At 70.3% G+C, this 17,047-nt stretch carries 22 protein-coding genes; 5 read left to right on the top strand and 17 right to left on the bottom strand.

Translation table 11 applies throughout. The features are described from left to right. Positions 1-71 precede the first annotated feature (71 nt). Both VEA98_RS12990 and VEA98_RS12995 read left to right on the top strand, forming a co-directional pair. Positions 72-698: a DUF938 domain-containing protein gene (locus VEA98_RS12990; RefSeq protein ID WP_324815135.1), complete on the top strand. Its 627-nt coding sequence runs from the start codon at positions 72-74 to the stop codon at positions 696-698. Beyond that, the gene (locus tag VEA98_RS12995) at positions 695-1,468 is read left to right on the top strand and encodes a pseudouridine synthase (RefSeq protein ID WP_324815139.1); all 774 of its coding nucleotides are present in this window, start codon (positions 695-697) and stop codon (positions 1,466-1,468) included. The genes VEA98_RS12990 and VEA98_RS12995 overlap by 4 nt, the downstream gene beginning before the upstream one ends. 245 nt (positions 1,469-1,713) lie before the next feature. On the opposite strand, the gene VEA98_RS13000 is transcribed toward VEA98_RS12995, so the two are convergent. Both VEA98_RS13000 and VEA98_RS13005 read right to left on the bottom strand, forming a co-directional pair. Then, positions 1,714-2,163, bottom strand: coding sequence for a hypothetical protein (locus VEA98_RS13000; RefSeq protein ID WP_324815141.1), 450 nt, complete (start codon positions 2,161-2,163; stop codon positions 1,714-1,716). A 76-nt stretch (positions 2,164-2,239) separates the two neighbouring features. Beyond that, on the bottom strand, positions 2,240-2,980 hold the full coding sequence (locus VEA98_RS13005; protein ID WP_324815144.1) for a MauE/DoxX family redox-associated membrane protein: 741 nt from the start codon (positions 2,978-2,980) through the stop codon (positions 2,240-2,242). Between the two features lie 74 nt (positions 2,981-3,054). Between VEA98_RS13005 and VEA98_RS13010 the strand changes: the two genes are divergently transcribed. Further along, on the top strand, positions 3,055-3,471 hold the full coding sequence (locus tag VEA98_RS13010) for a MerR family DNA-binding protein (RefSeq protein ID WP_324815147.1): 417 nt from the start codon (positions 3,055-3,057) through the stop codon (positions 3,469-3,471). Between the two features lie 171 nt (positions 3,472-3,642). Here VEA98_RS13010 and VEA98_RS13015 read toward each other — a convergent pair whose 3' ends face one another. The 10 genes from VEA98_RS13015 to crcB all read right to left on the bottom strand — a co-directional run bounded on the left by VEA98_RS13015 (position 3,643) and on the right by crcB (position 11,229). Further along, positions 3,643-4,311, bottom strand: a complete 669-nt coding sequence (locus tag VEA98_RS13015) for a glutathione S-transferase family protein (protein WP_324815150.1) — start codon at positions 4,309-4,311, stop codon at positions 3,643-3,645. Between the two features lie 5 nt (positions 4,312-4,316). Next, positions 4,317-4,973, bottom strand: coding sequence for a glutathione S-transferase family protein (locus VEA98_RS13020; protein ID WP_324815153.1), 657 nt, complete (start codon positions 4,971-4,973; stop codon positions 4,317-4,319). A gap of 50 nt (positions 4,974-5,023) precedes the next feature. After that, positions 5,024-5,428, bottom strand: a complete 405-nt coding sequence (locus VEA98_RS13025) for an OmpA family protein (protein WP_324815155.1) — start codon at positions 5,426-5,428, stop codon at positions 5,024-5,026. Positions 5,429-5,830: 402 nt separating this feature from the next. Continuing rightward, entirely contained in the window at positions 5,831-7,363 is a 1,533-nt protein-coding gene (locus VEA98_RS13030; protein WP_324815158.1) for an acyl-CoA carboxylase subunit beta, read from the bottom strand. 149 nt (positions 7,364-7,512) lie between these two features. Then, the gene (locus VEA98_RS13035; RefSeq protein ID WP_324815161.1) at positions 7,513-7,839 is read right to left on the bottom strand and encodes a transcriptional regulator; all 327 of its coding nucleotides are present in this window, start codon (positions 7,837-7,839) and stop codon (positions 7,513-7,515) included. Next, positions 7,836-8,282, bottom strand: a complete 447-nt coding sequence (locus VEA98_RS13040; protein WP_324815163.1) for a hypothetical protein — start codon at positions 8,280-8,282, stop codon at positions 7,836-7,838. Before VEA98_RS13040 ends, VEA98_RS13035 begins: the two co-directional genes overlap by 4 nt. 79 nt (positions 8,283-8,361) lie before the next feature. Next, positions 8,362-9,126, bottom strand: a complete 765-nt coding sequence (locus tag VEA98_RS13045) for an ATP12 family chaperone protein (protein ID WP_324815165.1) — start codon at positions 9,124-9,126, stop codon at positions 8,362-8,364. A gap of 8 nt (positions 9,127-9,134) precedes the next feature. Next, entirely contained in the window at positions 9,135-9,809 is a 675-nt protein-coding gene (locus VEA98_RS13050) for an HAD-IA family hydrolase (RefSeq protein ID WP_324815172.1), read from the bottom strand. Then, positions 9,806-10,837: an RluA family pseudouridine synthase gene (locus VEA98_RS13055; RefSeq protein WP_324815175.1), complete on the bottom strand. Its 1,032-nt coding sequence runs from the start codon at positions 10,835-10,837 to the stop codon at positions 9,806-9,808. Before VEA98_RS13055 ends, VEA98_RS13050 begins: the two co-directional genes overlap by 4 nt. Next, positions 10,834-11,229, bottom strand: a complete 396-nt coding sequence (gene crcB / locus VEA98_RS13060) for a fluoride efflux transporter CrcB (RefSeq protein WP_324815178.1) — start codon at positions 11,227-11,229, stop codon at positions 10,834-10,836. Before crcB ends, VEA98_RS13055 begins: the two co-directional genes overlap by 4 nt. 270 nt (positions 11,230-11,499) lie before the next feature. Between crcB and VEA98_RS13065 the strand changes: the two genes are divergently transcribed. Both VEA98_RS13065 and VEA98_RS13070 read left to right on the top strand, forming a co-directional pair. Further along, positions 11,500-11,940 carry a DUF2214 family protein gene (locus VEA98_RS13065; protein WP_324815181.1) on the top strand — a complete coding sequence of 147 codons (441 nt, stop codon included), beginning with the start codon at positions 11,500-11,502 and terminating at the stop codon, positions 11,938-11,940. Between the two features lie 146 nt (positions 11,941-12,086). Continuing rightward, complete coding sequence (locus VEA98_RS13070) at positions 12,087-13,307, top strand: hypothetical protein (protein ID WP_324815185.1); 1,221 nt, start codon at positions 12,087-12,089, stop codon at positions 13,305-13,307. Positions 13,308-13,423: 116 nt separating this feature from the next. Here VEA98_RS13070 and VEA98_RS13075 read toward each other — a convergent pair whose 3' ends face one another. From VEA98_RS13075 to VEA98_RS13095, 5 genes are all read right to left on the bottom strand, one after another. Continuing rightward, positions 13,424-13,933 (bottom strand): CC0125/CC1285 family lipoprotein, encoded by a 510-nt coding sequence (locus VEA98_RS13075; protein ID WP_324815187.1) that lies wholly within the window; start codon positions 13,931-13,933, stop codon positions 13,424-13,426. A 52-nt stretch (positions 13,934-13,985) separates the two neighbouring features. Beyond that, a complete protein-coding gene (locus VEA98_RS13080) occupies positions 13,986-14,711 on the bottom strand; it encodes an RluA family pseudouridine synthase (RefSeq protein ID WP_324815189.1) in 726 nt (241 codons plus the stop codon). Positions 14,712-14,750: 39 nt separating this feature from the next. After that, complete coding sequence (locus VEA98_RS13085; protein ID WP_324815192.1) at positions 14,751-15,194, bottom strand: hypothetical protein; 444 nt, start codon at positions 15,192-15,194, stop codon at positions 14,751-14,753. Continuing rightward, positions 15,191-15,631 carry a hypothetical protein gene (locus VEA98_RS13090; protein ID WP_324815195.1) on the bottom strand — a complete coding sequence of 147 codons (441 nt, stop codon included), beginning with the start codon at positions 15,629-15,631 and terminating at the stop codon, positions 15,191-15,193. Before VEA98_RS13090 ends, VEA98_RS13085 begins: the two co-directional genes overlap by 4 nt. Positions 15,632-15,694: 63 nt before the next feature. Continuing rightward, the gene (locus tag VEA98_RS13095) at positions 15,695-17,014 is read right to left on the bottom strand and encodes a replication-associated recombination protein A (RefSeq protein ID WP_324815198.1); all 1,320 of its coding nucleotides are present in this window, start codon (positions 17,012-17,014) and stop codon (positions 15,695-15,697) included. Positions 17,015-17,047 lie beyond the last annotated feature (33 nt).

Raw genomic sequence — 17,047 nt, forward strand, 5'->3', positions numbered from 1 at the left:
CCGCCCCCTCGCCTGCATAATTCCGGTCGCGGCGGGCGGCGGCGCGGGGTATCGGAGCCGCCATGCAGACCATGGATCCAGTCAGAGCGACTCCCCGGGGAGCCCTCTCCTCGCCCGCCGTCCAGCGGAACACCGGGCCGATTCTGGAGGTGCTGAAGTCCCACCTGCCGGCGCGGGGCGAGGTGCTGGAGATCGCCGCCGGGTCGGGCGAGCACGCCGCCGCCTTCTCCGGCGCCCTGCCCGGGCTGGAGTGGCAGCCGAGCGACCCGTCGGCCGAGGCGCGGGCCAGCATCGCGGCCTGGGCGGAGGCGGCGGACCTGCCCAATCTGCGGGCCCCGCTGGCGCTGGACGTGCTGGACGAGGCGACCTGGCCGGAGGGGCCGTTCGGGGCGGTGGTCTGCATCAACATGATCCACATCAGCCCGTGGGCGGCGACGGAGGGGCTGATGCGGCTGGCGCGGCGGGTGTTGCCGGTCGGGGGGCTGCTGGCGACCTATGGGCCGTATCGGGAGGCGGAGGTTCCGCTGGCGCCGTCCAACGCCGCCTTCGACGAGAGCCTGAAGAGCCGGGACCCGGCGTGGGGCCTGCGCGACCGCGAGGCCGTGGCGTCGGCAGCCAAGGCGGAAGGGCTGGCTCTGACGCGGCGGGTGGAGATGCCGGCCGAGAATCTGACGCTGCTGTTCCGGCGGGTGCGATGAGCCTTTCCAGGACCTACCAGGGGGACGAGCCCGTCCGGCTGAACAAGTTCATGGGCCAGTCGGGCATCTGTTCGCGGCGCGAGGCGGATGCGCTGATCGCCGAGGGACTGGTGTCCGTCGACGGCGAGGTGGTCACCGACGCGGGCCGTAAGCTGCAGCCGGGGCAGACGCTGACGCTGAACGCGCGGGCGACGGCGGCGCTGGCCGAGGGCGTCACCCTCATGATCCACAAGCCGATGGGCTACGTCTCCGGTCAGCCGGAGCCGAACAAGCTCCCGGCGGTCCGGCTGGTCACCGACAATAACCGCGTCGGCGAGGGCCCGACGCCCGCGGACGAGGTCTCCCTGCCCCCGATCGGACGGCTGGACGAGGATTCGCGCGGGCTGTTGCTGCTGTCGTCAGACGGGGTGGTGGCCAAGGCGGTGATCGGGCCGGAGTCCGATCTGGACAAGGAATATCTGGTCCGGGTGACCGGCGACATCACCGAGAAGAAGCTGAAGATCCTGCGTCACGGCCTGATGCTGGACGGGCGCCAGCTGCGCCCGGCCTACGTCAGCCGGATGGAGTCGCACCGGCTGAAATTCGTCCTGCGCGAGGGGCGCAACCGGCAGATCCGGCGGATGTGCGAGATGGTCGATCTGGAGGTCGTGGACCTGATCCGGGTCAGGATCGGGCCGCTGAAGCTGGACAACCTGCCGGAGGGCAAGTGGCGGATGCTGACGGCGGAGGAGCGGGCGGCGCTGGTCGGAGGGCCGATTTCACCCGGGTAATAAGCCGAAATTCGCGTCCATAGAGTGCATAGAGTCCACAGAGTGCACTGCGTCCGAAGCGTCCGCTTCGGCGGCGGGGCGGGTTCGGTTGCCAAAGACCGGGCGACACGAAGGACCAGTGTACGGCACCCCGCCCCTGCGGCGGGTTCATGACGCTGGGTTTTTCGCAAGTCGCTGGAACGGCAGACTTTTGTTCCCGAAAGTATGAAGACAGGCGTCGGATTGTCAGCACGAACCTGGGCTCGTCACCGCCGCGGCGCCTCCAGGTCACGGATATCGGCGTCGGCGCGGCCGCCGAAGCGGGGGTCGAGGCGGCGAGCCCAGGTCAGCGGCCAGGCGTCGGTCACCGGCCCGTCGCCGCGCGCGTCCCACTCCAGATAGACCGCCCACGCCTCGCCCTCGACCGGCAGGGGCAGGACGCGCGGGCATTCGGTGCGCTCCTCGTGCCGCATCCGCAGCCGTCCGCCCTGCGGATGGCCCTCGACCACCCGGTCGATGCGGAACTCGGCGGTGAAGGCGCGATTGGGCCGCTCCGGCGCCTGCGACTCCACGGCGACGACGGTGGCGACGGCGACCGTGGCCCAGCGTCCCTCGGCGATCCGTTCGCCGGGACCATCGATCGGGCGCGGACAGGCCTCGCCGCCGACCGGCAGGGCGAGCGACAGGGCGAGGGCGAGCAGCAAGGCGCGGATCATGACGAGGTCTCCCGGGCGCAAGAGACCACGGCCGCGCCGCCGGCGCAGCCCCGGCCGCGCCGATCGTCAGGGGACGTCAGTGCATGGCCAGCATCCACACGGCCATGGCGATCATCATCAGGTTCTCGGTCAGGGAGACGAAGCCGAGGGGGACGTTGCTGGAGCCGCCGACGCAGGCGCATTTCAGTTCGCGCTTGTCGACGTAGACGGCCTTGAACACCGAGACCGCGCCGACGCCGCCAATGAACAGGGCGACGGGGGCCGACAGCCAGGTCAGGACGCCGGCCAGCATCAGCACGCCCGCGCCGAGCTCGGCGAAGGGGTAGATGTAGCCGTAGGGGACCCAGCGGCGCGCCAGCAGGTCGTAGTTGAGGAACATGGTCGAGAATTTCTCGACGTCCTGCAGCTTCAGCATGGCCAGCAGACACATGGCCACGGCGATGAAGGTCGGCGGAAAGCTGGCCACCACCCATCCGTCGCGCCACCAGACCACCACCGCGGCGATCAGGGCCGCGACGGCGAACACCACCAGCACCGGCGTGTAGCTGGTCGCGCCGGGCCCGGGGACCTTTTCGCCGAAGAAGCGGCGCAGATCGTCGTGGCCGCCGATGCGAACCCCGTCGATGAAGGTCTGGGGCGTGGTCTTGACCCCGTGCACGGCCTTGAAGGCGTCGGTCTCCTCGCGGGTCTTCAGGTGATGGTCCTGCACGGCGTAGCCCTTGCGGCGCAGCAGCCAGAGCGACTTCTGGCCGTAGGGGCAGATGTGGTCGGGCATGACCATGCGATGGAGGACGGCGGTCTTTCGGGCGACGGACATGGGGTGGCTTTCTCCTGTTGCCGATAACGGTCCGCGCCCCATGTAGGGTCCGTAGCATGGTACGGAGTCAAGGCATGCCCGGAACAGGGGTTGAGATGACCATCGCGCGGCTGGCGGCCGCGGGCGGCGTCGGCGTGGAGACGGTGCGGTACTACCAGCGGCGCGGCCTGCTGGAGACGCCGCCGCGGCCGGAGGGCGGCGGGTCGGGCGGCGGGGTCCGGCGCTATGGGGCCCAGGACGTGCGGCGGCTGCGGTTTGTGCGATCGGCGCAGGCGGCGGGCTTCACCCTTGAGCAGATCGGCGAGCTGCTGGCGCTGGACGCGGGCGAGGACCGGTCGGGGGCGCTGGCGCTGGCGCAGGGGCGGCTGACGGAGCTGGACGCGCGGATCGCGGACCTGGAGGCGGCGCGGGCGGCGCTGCATCGGCTGGCGGGGGCGTGCGCGGACGGCGGACGGGGGCCGTGCCCGATCCTGGAGGCGTTTGAGGGGTGAGTTCCTTCTCCCCTTGCGGGAGAAGGTGGCAGCCGAAGGCTGACGGATGAGGGGTCGCCAGAGCGGCGAGAGGTCATCGACCGGTGGGGCCGCCAATCACCAGCCGTTGGCGCGACCCCTCATCCGACCCGCTTCGCGGGCCACCTTCTCCCGCAAGGGGAGAAGGGCGGGTTAGGCGATGGCCTCCACCGCTACCCCCATCCGTTCGGCGGTCAGTTCGCGGGCCCGGCGGCGCGCCGGACGGGCGAAGGCGCGGTGGTAGAAGGCCTGCACCTTCGGGTAGCCGTCCATCAGGTCGGTCTCGCGGATCTCGCGCAGGACGTCGGCCAAGGTGATGTCGGCGATTGTGAAGGCGTCGCCGGTGATCCAGTCGTGGCCCTGCAGCTGGCGCTCCAGCCCGGCCAGCCAGCGGTGGGCGAGGCCGACGAGGAAGTCCCGTGTCGCGGGGTCCCGGCCCATGAAGCCGGCGTCGGTCATGGCGATCATCGACAGGACGGGCGCGACGGTGCCGGCGGCGGCGAAACACCACTGGATGACCTTGAGGCGACCGGCCTCGTCGGCGGGCATGAGGCGGCCGGACTTTTCCGCCAGATGGATCAGGATGGCGCAGGACTCGGCGATGATGAGACGCCCGTCGGGGCCGTCATCCTCCAGCACCGGGATCTGGTTGAACGGGCTGATCGCCGCGAACGCGGGGCTGTCGGCCTCGCCGCCCAGATAGTCGAGGCCGCGGACCTCGTACGGCAGGCCCATCTCCTCGAGCGCCCACTGGATGCGGATGTCCTTGGTCTCGCCGACGCCGCCGGGGAACATGTTGGCGAAGGCGTGGAGGACGATCATCGCGCCTATCCGATCTTCGCCCGGTCGGCGCCCAGCCGTTCGGCGTAGAGGTCGAGGGTGCGCTGCCAAGCCGGACGGGCCATGGCGCGCTCGTAGAAGGCCTTCACCTCGGGATAGCCGTCCATCAGGTCGGTGTGGCGCAGCTGGCGCAGCACCGAGGCCAGCAGCAGGTCGGCGATGGTGAAGTCGTCGGTCCCGATCCAGTCCCGGCCCTCGAGGCGGCGATTCAGATTGCCGAGCAGACGGTGCGTCCAGCCGGTCAGGGCGCCGCGCACCTCGCCGGGCTCGCCGAGCGCCCCGAGGTCGATCAGCTTGAGCGGCTGGATCGGGCCCTCGACGGTGGACAGGGCGACGAGGCACCACTGGATCACCCGCGCGCGGCCGCGGGCGTCGGCGGGGATCAGGCGGCCGGATGTCTCGGCGAGGTGGATCAGGATGGCGCCGGTCTCGGACAGGACCAGGCCGTCGTCCTCGAGCAGCGGGAGCTGGTTGAACGGGCTGATGGCCGAGAACTCGGGGCCCGTGGTCTCGCCGGCCGTATGGTCCCAGCCGCGCACGGTGTAGGGCAGCCCCATCTCCTCCAGCGCCCACTGGACGCGCAGGTCGCGGGTCTCGCCGTGGACGGCGGGATGGACGTTTCCGAAGGCGTGGAGGGTGAGCATGGGGGGGAACCCTGTTCAGCGAGGCGCCTGCCGGCCACGGGCGGAACCGCTCACCAACCGCTGCCGCGGCCGATGGTGATTTCGACGCGCCGGTTATCCGCGGGGCCGGTCGCACCCGGGGCCGGATCGGACGCGCCCCGGGCCATGGTGGTGATGAGACTGGCCGGAACGCCGCGGGCGACCAGCGCGTCCCGGACGACGCCGGCGCGGCGATCGGACAGGGCGTCGGTTTCCTTGGCTTCCCCTTCCGACGGGTCGGCGTGCCCGATGACGGTGAGCGACCAGGATCCGCTGATCTGGCGGAGCGGGGCGATCGAGTGATCCAGTCCGGCGAGCGTCTGCGGATTGAGGGCGGCCTGGCCGGCGTCGAAAGGGACGCTGGCGAGCGCCGACTGCTGCGCCGTCGCGGCCGTGGCGATCGCGGCCGCGGCCAGAAGGGTCAGGGTGAAGCGCATGCGGGTCTCTCCTCGATGTGGCCGCAGATTGCGTCGCCCGGCGCGGTCACGCAACCGGGCGATCCTGTCGGAAGCTGACCGGGAGGGTCGTTGACGGCCCGTGAAGCGGAGGTACGGCCCCGCCTTTTGCTTTCCTTTGGTCATCCTCCGGCGAGGCGAAGCCGAGACCGGGGGACCCAGCGGCGCCGAAGGCGATCTGTTCAGGCTGGCTGTTTTCGACAGCGACGCTCCCGACAGGGTCGCGCTCGCGCGCGCCGCTGGGTCCCCCGGTCGGCGCCGCTACGCGGCTTGCCGGAGGATGACGAAAGGAAGGGTGGAAGCCAGGGCGGCGGGGGCGGTCTCGGCGCCGGCGCGTGAGGCGAAGACCTGCCTGGCCGTCGGGGAGCGGAGGCTCAGGTGAACCTACAGCGGAATATTATCGTGCTTCTTCCACGGGTTCTCCTGCTGCTTGTTCTTCAGCGTCCGTAGCGCCCGGATCAGCCGGCGCCGCGTCCCGTGCGGCATGATCACGTCGTCGATGTAGCCCAGCGACGCCGCCACGAACGGGTTGGCGAAGCGGGCCTTGTACTCGGCCTCGCGGGCGGCCAGCGCTTCCGGGTCGCCGGCTTCCTTGCGGAAGATGATCTCGACCGCCCCCTTGGCGCCCATGACGGCGATCTCGGCCGAGGGCCAGGCGTAGTTGACGTCGCCGCGCAGGTGTTTGGAGCTCATCACGTCATAGGCGCCGCCGTAGGCCTTGCGGGTGATGACGGTCAGCTTGGGCACCGTCGCCTCGGCGTAGGCGAACAGCAGCTTGGCGCCGTGCTTGATCAGGCCGCCGTACTCCTGGCGGGTGCCGGGCATGAAGCCGGGCACGTCGACGAAGGTGACCAAAGGGATGTCGAAGGCGTCGCAGAAGCGCACGAAGCGGGCGGCCTTGCGGCTGGAGTCGATGTCGAGGACGCCGGCCAGGACCTGGGGCTGGTTGGCGACGACGCCGACCGTCTGGCCGTCGAGGCGGCCGAAGCCGGTGACGATATTCTTCGCGAAATCGGGGCCGATCTCGAAGAATTCGGCTTCGTCGACCGTCTTCAGGATCAACTCCTTGATGTCATACGGCTGGTTCGGATTGGCCGGGACCAGGGTGTCGAGGCTGGGCTCGTCGCGCTCGGGGTCGTCATAGCTGTCGCGGACCGGGGGCTTCTCGCGGTTCGACAGGGGCAGGAAGCCGATCAGGCGGCGGACCTCGCTGAGGGCCTCGAGGTCGTTCTCGAAGGCGCCGTCGGCGACCCCGGACTTGCCGGCGTGGACCCGGGCGCCGCCGAGGTCCTCGTGGGAGACCACCTCGTTGGTGACGGTCTTCACCACGTCGGGGCCGGTGACGTACATGTAGCTCGTGTCCTTCACCATGAAGATGAAGTCGGTGATGGCGGGGGAATAGACGTCGCCGCCGGCGCAGGGGCCCATGATGACGCTGATCTGGGGGATGACGCCCGAGGCCAGGGTGTTCTGGAGGAAGATGTCGGCATAGCCGGCGAGGCTCTCGACGCCCTCCTGGATGCGGGCGCCGCCGGCGTCGAACAGGCCGATGATCGGGGCGCCGTTGGTCAGGGCCATCTTCTGGATCTTGACGATCTTGGCCGCGTGGGCGCCCGAGAGCGAGCCGCCGAAGACGGTGAAATCCTTGGAGAAGACGTAGACCAGCCGCCCGCCGATCGTGCCCCGGCCGGTGACCACGCCGTCGCCGGGGATGCGCTGCTTGTCCATGCCGAAGTCGTGCGAGCGATGCTCGACGAACATGTCGGTTTCCTCGAACGAGCCCTCGTCCAGCAGCACCTCGATGCGCTCGCGGGCGGTCAGCTTGCCCTTGGCGTGCTGGCTGGCGATGCGCTTCTCGCCGCCGCCGAGGCGGGCCGCCAGGCGGCGCTGTTCGAGCTGGTCGAGGATGTCTTGCATGGGGCGTCTCCTTGAGCGCTGGCTTAAGGAGGGCCAGGGGCGGAGGCAAGCGGGGACAGCTGAGTGCTAGTGTCAGTGAGCGAAGGGGTGAGCAAGGAGGGGCGGGCGGCGCCGCATGTTTCTTCTGCTCACTAGCACTGTCACTTCCTTCAGCCCGAGAACCCCTGCCCCATCGGCTGCGGCGCCGTCATCGCGGCCAGGCGCTGGAGTTCGGAGACGTGGGCGGCGAAGGCTTTTCGGCCGGCCGGGGTCAGGTTGATCCAGGTGCGCTGGCGGCCGTCGAACGGCGCCTTGGCCAGGGCGACGTAGCCCGCCTCCTCCAGCTGTTTGAGATGTTTGGACAGGACCGAGTCCGAGACGCCGATGCGGTCGCGGATCATGGCGAACTCGGCGTCGTCCACGCCCGAGAGGATGGCGCAGATCTGCAGCCGACCGGGGGCGTGGATCACGGGGTCGAAGACCGGGACCGGGCTCACTTCAGGCCCTCCGCCAACTCCTTGCGCCACACGCGCAGCCACAGGCGGCTGGCGGCGATGGAGGCGACGAAGGCGATGCCGCCGGACACGAGGTAGAGCCACGACGGGCCGACGACGCGGCCGTAGAGGCTGAGCCCGACCAGGCCGAGGAACACGCCGACCAGACCGAAGGCCACCCAGCGGGCGCGCTTGGGGGAATAGCCGCTGACCCACCAGCCGTAGGTCTTGCGCCACCACATGACGAGGGCAGCCAGACCGCCGAGTGCGATGGGCAGGACGATCACCGACCACGGCGTCGGCAGACCCTGCCCGGCGACCAGCAGGGCGCACACGGCGCCGTAGGCCAGGTCGTAGGCCAGCGGATAGTCGGCAGGGGGCGCGAGACCGGTGCGGGCCTCGCGGATCGAAGCCAGGGCCTCGTGGGGGTTGGGGTCTTGCGTCATGGCGAACTCTCACTTTCCGATATGGAAAGAGTAGCGTCACTTTCCGTATTGGCAAGTGATTATTTTCCGCCTTGGAAAGTCAGGCTTCGAGCGCCCGGAACCACCGCTCCAGCAGGGCCGCCTCGGCGCGGCGGGCGGCGGTCCGTTCGGCGGCCTCGGCGTCGACGCCCCACTGGCGCTCCTGGAAGGCCTCGTCGAGGCGGGACAGCTCGAAGGCGGCTTGGCCGCCGAGCACGCCGCGCTGGACCGCGAGGGCGAGCACCGCCGAGCCGAGCAGGGGCGTGGCCATGGCCACGCCGGCGAGGCCGAAGTCGTCAAGCCGCAGAGCCAGTTCGCGCATCCGGGCGATGGCGCCGGGGTCCTGGGCGCGGTGGATGATCCCCTCGGCCGGTTCGAGGTGGACGCCGAGCTCCAGCGCCGCCCAGTCGCGCCACGGCGTCCACTCGCGGGCCTGCTCCAGCGCCAGGGCGGTCGGGTGGTCGGCGAGGTAGCAGAGCAGGTCGGAGCCGGCGAAGGCGGCGATCTCGTCGGCGACGGGGTCGCGGGCCTGACTGACGCGGTCAATGGCGGTGGAGGCGAGACGCGTCGCCGGCATGGTCGCGGGGTCGAGGAACTCGCCCTGGACGGCCCATTCGTCGGCGACCAGGCGGGCGGCGGCGCCGGTCGGCAGGGTCAGTTTCGCCCCGGCGGGAGTCTTCGGCGTGCGGCCGTCGAGCGTCACGCTCCAGCCGCCCTCCCCTTGCGCCACATCGACGGCGGTCCAGAAGCGCTTCAGGCGTTCCTCGGACTCGCGGAAGCCCTTGCGGGCGGCGACGTTGGGATCGAGGGGCGGGATGTGGCTCATCGGAGGTCTCAGGCGGCGCGGGTCATGTCGGCGAAACCGTCGAGGACCACGGTCAGTTCGGAGAAGCTGCTGGCGACGTGGCGGGCCCCGGCGGCGCGCTGTTCCTCGATGGTGTGGAAGCCCCAGGCGACGCCCAGCGGCAGCACGCCGGCGTTGATGGCCATCTGGATGTCGTGGGCGGTGTCGCCGATCATGACGGTGCGCGACGGATCGCTGTCGCAGGCGGCCATGGCGGCGTGCAGCATGGCGGGATCGGGCTTGCCCGGGCCGTCCTCGGCGCAGTGGGACGACAGGAACAGGTCGGCCCAGCCCTCGCGGGCGAGGTTGCGGGCCACGCCGCGGCGGTTTTGGCCCGTGGCCAGCGCCAGCCGCCAGCCGTCGCGGTGCAGGCGGCGCAGCGCGCTCATGGCCTCGGGATAGAGCGGCTCCTCGTGGCCCTCGGCGTACATGCGGTTGAAGCTGGCGCGGAAGCCGGCGACGAAGCGGGCGAGGGTCGCCGGGTCGAGACCGGGCTCAAGGGTCGCCATGGCGTGCTCCAACGACAGGCCGACGATCTGGCGGACACGGTCGTAGTCGGGCTCGGGCAGGCCGATGTCGCGCGCGGCCTCGCAGGCGGCGCGATGGATCGAGGCGCGGCTGTCGACGAGGGTGCCGTCGATGTCGAAGACTGCGAGGGGTCTCATCTCTGCCGCCTCACCCCTTCGAACGGGTCGCTCTCGTTGCCTTCCGCTTCCTCGAAGCCGAAGTGGGCGAAGCCGGCCTTCATCTCGGGCGACAGGGGAGCCACGACCTTCAGCATGCCGCCGCGGGGATGCTCAAGCTCGATGCTGCGGGCGTGGAGTTGCAGTTTCAGGATGCCGGACAGCTCGCGCGATTTGTCGTCGCCGTATTTCGGATCGCCGAGGATCGGGTGGCCGATCCCGGCCATGTGCGCCCGCAGCTGGTGAGTGCGGCCGGTGAAGGGGCGCAGGGCCATCCAGGCGGCGCGGTGGGCGGCGCGGCTGATGGTGGCGAAGGCGGTCTCGGCGGGCTCGGCGCGCGGGTCCTTGCGGTCGGCGGGGCGCATCATCTCGAAGTCGTTGATGCCGGTCTTCTTCAGCGGCATGTCGATCTGGCCGGCGGCGGGCTTGGGATTGCCGATGACGATGGCCCAGTAGGTCTTCTTCGCCTGACGCCGGGCGAAGGCGCCGGCCAGCCGCTTGGCCGCCTCGGGGCCCTTGCCGAGCAGCAGGACGCCGGAGGTGTCGCGGTCGAGCCGGTGGACCAGACGCGGGCGCTCCATCCCCTCCCCCCAGGCCGACAGCAGCCGGTCGACGTGGCGGCTGGTCTTGGTCCCGCCCTGCACGGCGAGGCCATGCGGCTTGTTGATGGCGATGACCATGTCGTCCTCGTAGAGCACGAGGGACTTGGCGAATTTGATATCCTGCGGGCTCAGGGTGTGGGCGTCGCCGGCCTGACGCGAGGTGTCGTCCGGGATCGGCGGCACGCGCACGGCGGCGCCGGCGGTCAGGCGGCCCTCGGGCTTGATGCGGGCCCCGTCGACGCGGATCTGGCCGCTGCGGGCCATCTTCTGCACCTGGATGTTGGACAGGTGCGGCCAGCGCCGGCGGAACCAGCGGTCCAGACGAATGCCGTCCTCGGCCTCGGCGACGTAGATGGTCTGGACCTCGCGCTTCGGGGCGTCGGGCTTTTCGGCGGTCTCGTCGGTCAAAGGGCGGCTCCGAAGGCGCGGCGGGCGACCATCAGGCCGACAAACAGGGCGGCGATCGACAGGACCACCGAAACGGCGACATAGCCCCCGGCCATGGCGAATTGGCGGCGCTCGATCATCAGGGCCGTCTCCAGCGAGAAGGCCGAAAAGGTGGTGAAGCCGCCGAGCAGGCCGACCGCGGCGAACAGGCGGATCGACTCGCTGTGCAGGCCGCCCCGGAAGGCCAGCCAGCCGGTCAGCAGGCCCATCAGCAGGCCGCCGAAGACGTTCACGGCGAGCGTGCCCCATGGCCACTGCGCCGCCGGGAGCAGGCGCGCGCACCATGCGCCGACGCCGTAGCGCGCGACGGCCCCGAGCGCGCCCCCTGCTGCAACGATGAGAAAACGTGTCATGGTGCGGGGCTTATACACATCGTGGCCGCACGTGTGAGGCCACGTTGCTTCGAGCCAGTTCCACCGCCGGGGGCCGCCCGCACATGTTCTCGTTCTGGCATTTTGCCGCCGCAGCTGGAGTGGGCGCATTTTGGGGGCTTGTTTTCGCATTTGTCCTTCGATGGGCGCGAAAGCAGCGGGAGCTCCCGACCTGGCCGATCGTCACCGGCCTTCTGCTCGGCCTGCTGGCGGCGGTCCTGACCTGGAGCTGAACCGTAAGTGGAGGTTTCCATGACCGACCTCATCCTCGCCGTCCTGCACCACATCGCGGTGTTCGGCCTCGTCGCCACCCTGGCGATGGAGGGCGTGATGTTGCGGGCGTCCGCTTTCGACCCGGCCCGGCTGGTGAAGCTGGACGCCCGCTTCGGGATGACCGCCGTGCTGGTGATTGTCATCGGCGTCAGCCGGGTGGTCTGGGGCGGCAAGGGCTGGGCCTTCTATCAGGATAATCCCTTCTTCTGGGCCAAGATCGCCCTGTTCGTCGCCATCGGCCTGCTGTCGATCGGTCCGACGCTGCTGTTCTTCAAATGGCGCAAGGCGGCGGCGGGCGACGCGGCCTTCACGCCGCCGGCCGACGAGCTGCGGCGGGCCCGCTGGTGGGTCGGGCTGGAGGCGCTGCTGCTGATCCCGCTGCTGGCCTGCGCGGCGGCCATGGCGCGGTATCCGTTCTGACCGAAACTTCACTTGCCCGGGGGCTCGGTTAACAGCGATACCGGAGGCCAACGGCGCAGCTTCGCGTCGTGAGAGAACGGCATCGGTGCGGCGGAGCGATCTGCTAGGCTGAGCCGACCGAGATCAGAAGGACCGCCGGAAGCGTCATGTCGCACGACGACCACAGCCACGCCCATAACCCGCATGGAGCGCCCCTGGACGGGGGCCACGGCGGGCAAGGCTATGACGCCCGGGTCGGCGATCCGTTGCGCTCGGCGGCCAATCCGCCGCCGCCCGGAGCGGCCGACCACGCCGACCGCGCCATCCCCGCCTCGGGTCCGCCGCGCGGGCTGGGCCCTTCGCGCTCCAACGAGGGCATCACCCGGCCGATCGGCGACAGCGACTATTTCTCGACCGACCCGGCGGTGGTGGCCAACATCTCGGCCCACATCGACGAGTATTTCAACCAGCCGCTCGACATCTTCCCCTTCTGGGAGACCGAGGGGAAACCCGACCGCTTCCACGTGCTGTTCGCGCGCCAGATCGAGGAGCGGTTCCCGGCCGAGCAGGACATCCGCAGCCGCATCCACGCCTATGGACGCAGCGTGTTCAAGGCGCTGTGCGTGCACGTGGCCGTCAAGCGGCTGAACCAGACGCTGGCGCTGATCGGGCTGATGCTGCTGGCCACCTTCGGCCCGACCCTGTTCGCGCAATGGACCGGCACCGAGCCGATGGGGCTGGCCCTGGCCGGCGGCGGCATGTTGCTGGTGCTGGCGGGCTTCTGGGCCCTGAACGCCATCCTCTTCATCCAGTACCGGTTCCGGCTGGAGAACGACTCGTACGAGCTGTCGCGCGAGATCGTGCAGCGGACGCGCGAGATCCAGAACCTGTTCACCAACGCCCGGGCCCTGTCCGACCAGGCCGAGACCCAGTTCCAGCAGGACGGCAAGGGCTGGGGCCAGCGCGCCATGTTCCTGACCCGGCTGACCATGTGGCTGGGCGCGCGCATGGAGTATCTTGAGAAGCACGTCCAGATGGAGCTGTGGCGCGTGCGCCGCGAGCGCTACTGGATGCGCTGGTTCTCCCGGCTGGTGACGCCGCTGGTTCTGCTGATCTGGCTGGCCGTGTTCGCGCTCGAGCCGGCGCCGGAAGGGCGCGAGACGGCGTTCCGGGGCCTGCAGGGGCTGGCGGTGCTGGTCGGCGTGCTGGTGACCTGGCTGTCGTATTTCCGCTGGCAGACGCCGGTGACCGCGATCCAGGACAAGCTCGGCGTCGAGGGCTGGGTGCGCTACGCCTCTCTCGACGTCGACAACGCCGTCGGCGAGCAGGTGCGGCGCGACAAGGAGCGGCTGGTCGAGTACCGGGCGCTGACGCGGGGCGGCAGATAGGGATTAGGGGCTAGGGGCTAGGGGCTAGGGGCTAGAGCGCGTCCCACCGGAGGCTCTGCCGAGCCCCACGATCCCCGAACTCCAATCCTGTTTACCTAGCCCCTAGACCCTAGACCCTAGCCCCTTCTCCAGCCGAGGCTGTCGCGAACGCTGCTGGCGTCATAGGCGTTCGGGCGGTCGGGCGTTTCTCCGTTGCCCATCACCACCTCCAGCGTCGTCGAGGTCGGCGACGGGCCGGTGAAGTTGAGGCCGACGCCGACACCGACGCCGGAACTGCGATAGCTTCCGTAGCGGCCGCCATAGCGGCTGGAGCCCGCCCCGATGGAGACGGTGGGGCGCATGCCCCCGGCGCTGTCGAGGCGGCCGTCGGTCCAGCGCTGGGTGACCTCGAACCAGTCGTAGCCCTGGGCCAGGGTCAGTTCGGCGGCGCGCAGCAGGGCGTAGTCGGCGACCGGGCCGGGGGCGCCGACGCCGTTGTAGGTGACGCGGAAGCGGTTGGATTCGATCCGCTGCTCGGCATAGCCCTGCCCGTTCGGGCCCATCTGCGGGCCGTAGGGGGCGAGGCTGGCGCAGGCCGACAGGGCGAGGCCGGCGGCGGCGATCAGGGGCAGGCTCAGGCGGTTCATGGCGGAGCTCCGGGCGTTTCCCTGAAATAGCGCCGGGCGGCGGCGAATGTTCCTACAGTTCCGCAGCTTGTCTGAGCGCCTCGAAATCCGCCGGCAGCGGGGCCTCGACCGTGCGGTCGCCGCCCTCGGGGTGGGGGAAGGTGAGCTTCGCGGCGTGCAGCATCAGGCGCGGCGCGGCGCGGCCGGCGAAGGTCAGGGCGCCGCCATAGCGGGGGTCGCCGACGAGCGGGCGGCCGATGTGGGCCATGTGCACGCGCAGCTGGTGCATCCGCCCGGTCAGCGGCTCCAGTTCGACCAGGGCGCCGTCCTCGGAGGCGGACAGGGTGCGGTAGCGGCTCTGCGAGCCCTGCGCGCCCGGGGCGTCGAAGGCGCAGACGCGCATATAGCTCTCGCGGCCGATCTCCTGGCGCACCAGCGGGGCGTCGATCGTGCCGGTGCGCGGCTCGGGGGCTGCGGAGACGAGGGCGAGATAGGTCTTGCGGAAGCGGCGCATCTGCAGCGCCTTGCCGAGGAAGCCGGCGGCCGGCTTGGTCTTGGCGGCGAGGATGACGCCGGAGGTGTCGCGGTCCAGCCGGTGGACCAGTTCCGGCCGCTTGCCGTTGGAGCGCATGAAGGCCCACAGCAGGTCGTCGAGGGTGTGCGCCTTGATCCGCCCGCCCTGGCTGGACAGGCCCGCGGGCTTGTTGAGGACGAGCAGGTGCGGGTCCTCGTGCAGCACCCACGAGCGGACGGCGGCGATCTCGTCGTCGGACAGGGAAACGGGGGCGCGGTCGGTCACCGCGCGTGCATACGCGAACCGCCCTCCCCCGTCAGCCCGTCAGCGCAGAACGCCCCGCTGGCTCATCGCCATGGCGTACCAGACGAACAGGGCGCCGATGACGAGGTGGACGATCTGGATCGGCCAGTAGGCGCCCATGACCTCCATGCCGTTCGACAACGCCAGGGCGTAGACCGCCGTCGCCGTCCAGCCGAGCAGCGACAGGACGAAGACCGGCGTGGCCCATCTGCGGCGGGCGAGCAGCAGGACGCCGCCCAGCAGCCCGCCCCAGACGGCGATGGCCCAGGCCGCGTCGTACCAGGCGGGCAGGCCGTGGAACCAGTCGAGCAGGGTCTGCGTCGGCTCCATATTGGCCAGCCAGGCGTCGCCCTGGACCTGGGTCATGACGTAGTCGAGGCAGCCGCCGGCGTTCCACAGGATGGCGACGATCCCGGCCGCCCAGAGATGCCAGGGCGCGCGCGCCCCGGCGCCCCCGGCTCTCAACGCAGGACGCCCTTCTTCGACATGGTCCAGGCGTACCAGATGAAGAAGACGCAGGCGCCGCCGATGACGATCTGCATCGGCCACATCGGGCCCATGGCCTCCATGCCGTCGGACATGCCGAAGGCGTAGACGGCTCCGGCCAGCCAGCCGAGGAACGAGAGCACGAACACCGGCGTCGCCAGCTTCCTGCGCAGCAGCAGCAGGATGGCGCCGAGCAGGCCGCCCCAGACTCCGATGGCCCAGGCCGCGTGGGTCCAGGCCGGCATGGCGTTGAAATAGGCCAGCTGATCGGGGGTCATGCCCATCTGGGCGAACCATTCGTCGCGCCGCGTCTGGGTCATGACGTAGTCCATGCAGCCGAAGCCGTTCCACAGCGCGGCCACGAGGCCCACCACCCACAGGTGCCACGGCGTACGGGTCGTCATCGAGTCGATCATCGTCCCCTCCCAAGGATTGTCGATGCCCGGGAGGATGGTCCGAAATCGGGGTTACGGCAACGGTTACCCTGTCGGTTCGTCGCCGGCCTGCATCCTCGCCCGCAGCGCCGCCCAGCGCTCCAGCCGTTCCTTCACCTTGGCCTCATGCCCCTCGCCCTTCGGCGCGTAGAAGGTGCGGCGCTCCATTTCGTCGGGGAAGAAGTTCGCGCCGGAGAAGCCCTCGGGGGTGTCGGGGTCGTACTGGTAGCCCTTGCCGTAACCGAGCGACTTCATCAGCTTGGTCGGGGCGTTGCGGATGTGGGCGGGGGGCATCAGGGAGCCGGTCTCGGCGGCAGCCCGCTTCGCCGCCTTGAAGGCCTCGTAGACGCCGACCGACTTGGGCGCGGTGGCGAGGTGGACGACCGCCTGGGCCAGGGCCAGCTCGCCCTCGGGGGAGCCGAGGAAGTCGTAGGCATCCTTGGCGGCGTTGGCGACGAGCAGCGACAGCGGGTCGGCCTCGCCGATGTCCTCGACCGCCATGCGCACGATGCGGCGGGCCAGATAGAGCGGATCCTCGCCGCCGTTCAGCATGCGGGCGAGCCAGTAGAGGGCGGCGTCCGGGTCGGAGCCGCGAACCGATTTATGCAGCGCGGATATGAGGTTGTAGTGCTCTTCTCGACTTTTGTCATAAGCGGGCGCGCGCTTCTGCAGGATGCCGGCGAGGGCCTGGACATCGAGAGGCTCGGTCGTCGTCAGGTCGAACAGCACCTCGGACATGGTCAGCAGGTAACGGCCGTCGCCGTCGGCGAGGGCGAGCATCGCCTGGCGCGCCTCGGGCGTCAGGGGCAGGCTCTTGCCCTCCTGCGCCTCGGCGCGAATCAACAGTTGATCGAGGGCGGCGTCGTCCAGCCGTTTCAGCACATAGACCTGCGTCCGCGACAGCAGGGCGCCGTTCAACTCGAACGACGGGTTCTCGGTCGTGGCCCCGACGAGGGTGACGATCCCCTCCTCCACGAACGGCAAGAAGCCGTCCTGCTGGGCGCGGTTGAAGCGGTGGATTTCATCGACGAACAGCAGGGTCGACTGGCCGGCGGCGCGGCGCATGCGGGCCGCCTCGAACGCCTTCTTCAGGTCGGCGACCCCGGAGAAGACGGCGCTGATCTGCTGGAACTGGTAGCCGGCGGCCTGGGCCAACAGGCGGGCGATGGTGGTCTTGCCGGTGCCGGGCGGCCCCCACAGAATCATCGAGCCGAGCCGCCCGGCCTCGACCATGCGCCGGATCGGTCCGCCCTCGCCGAGCAGATGATCCTGGCCCACCACCTCGTCGAGGGTGCGGGGGCGCAGGCGGTCGGCCAGGGGCGCGTCGGGGGGATGGATGCCGGAGGCTTCGAACAGGTCGGTCATGCGCGCCCAGAGATAGGCGTTACCGGCGGTGTT

Origin of the sequence: Brevundimonas sp. (assembly GCF_035627055.1) — a bacterium.
Taxonomy (GTDB): Bacteria; Pseudomonadota; Alphaproteobacteria; order Caulobacterales; family Caulobacteraceae; genus Brevundimonas.

Coding starts and splice junctions, on each gene's coding strand:
- VEA98_RS13030 (WP_324815158.1), bottom strand. CDS start 7,363: ATGCAAGACATCCTCGACCAGCTCGAACAGCGCCGCCTGGCGGCCCGC.
- VEA98_RS13075 (WP_324815187.1), bottom strand. CDS start 13,933: ATGAACCGCCTGAGCCTGCCCCTGATCGCCGCCGCCGGCCTCGCCCTG.
- VEA98_RS13095 (WP_324815198.1), bottom strand. CDS start 17,014: ATGACCGACCTGTTCGAAGCCTCCGGCATCCATCCCCCCGACGCGCCC.
- VEA98_RS13000 (WP_324815141.1), bottom strand. CDS start 2,163: ATGATCCGCGCCTTGCTGCTCGCCCTCGCCCTGTCGCTCGCCCTGCCG.
- VEA98_RS12990 (WP_324815135.1), top strand. CDS start 72: ATGGATCCAGTCAGAGCGACTCCCCGGGGAGCCCTCTCCTCGCCCGCC.
- VEA98_RS13020 (WP_324815153.1), bottom strand. CDS start 4,973: ATGCTCACCCTCCACGCCTTCGGAAACGTCCATCCCGCCGTCCACGGC.
- VEA98_RS13045 (WP_324815165.1), bottom strand. CDS start 9,126: ATGAGCCACATCCCGCCCCTCGATCCCAACGTCGCCGCCCGCAAGGGC.
- VEA98_RS13070 (WP_324815185.1), top strand. CDS start 12,087: ATGTCGCACGACGACCACAGCCACGCCCATAACCCGCATGGAGCGCCC.
- VEA98_RS13090 (WP_324815195.1), bottom strand. CDS start 15,631: ATGATCGACTCGATGACGACCCGTACGCCGTGGCACCTGTGGGTGGTG.
- VEA98_RS13025 (WP_324815155.1), bottom strand. CDS start 5,428: ATGCGCTTCACCCTGACCCTTCTGGCCGCGGCCGCGATCGCCACGGCC.
- VEA98_RS13010 (WP_324815147.1), top strand. CDS start 3,055: ATGCCCGGAACAGGGGTTGAGATGACCATCGCGCGGCTGGCGGCCGCG.
- VEA98_RS12995 (WP_324815139.1), top strand. CDS start 695: ATGAGCCTTTCCAGGACCTACCAGGGGGACGAGCCCGTCCGGCTGAAC.
- VEA98_RS13015 (WP_324815150.1), bottom strand. CDS start 4,311: ATGATCGTCCTCCACGCCTTCGCCAACATGTTCCCCGGCGGCGTCGGC.
- crcB (WP_324815178.1), bottom strand. CDS start 11,229: ATGACACGTTTTCTCATCGTTGCAGCAGGGGGCGCGCTCGGGGCCGTC.
- VEA98_RS13005 (WP_324815144.1), bottom strand. CDS start 2,980: ATGTCCGTCGCCCGAAAGACCGCCGTCCTCCATCGCATGGTCATGCCC.
- VEA98_RS13050 (WP_324815172.1), bottom strand. CDS start 9,809: ATGAGACCCCTCGCAGTCTTCGACATCGACGGCACCCTCGTCGACAGC.
- VEA98_RS13065 (WP_324815181.1), top strand. CDS start 11,500: ATGACCGACCTCATCCTCGCCGTCCTGCACCACATCGCGGTGTTCGGC.
- VEA98_RS13040 (WP_324815163.1), bottom strand. CDS start 8,282: ATGACGCAAGACCCCAACCCCCACGAGGCCCTGGCTTCGATCCGCGAG.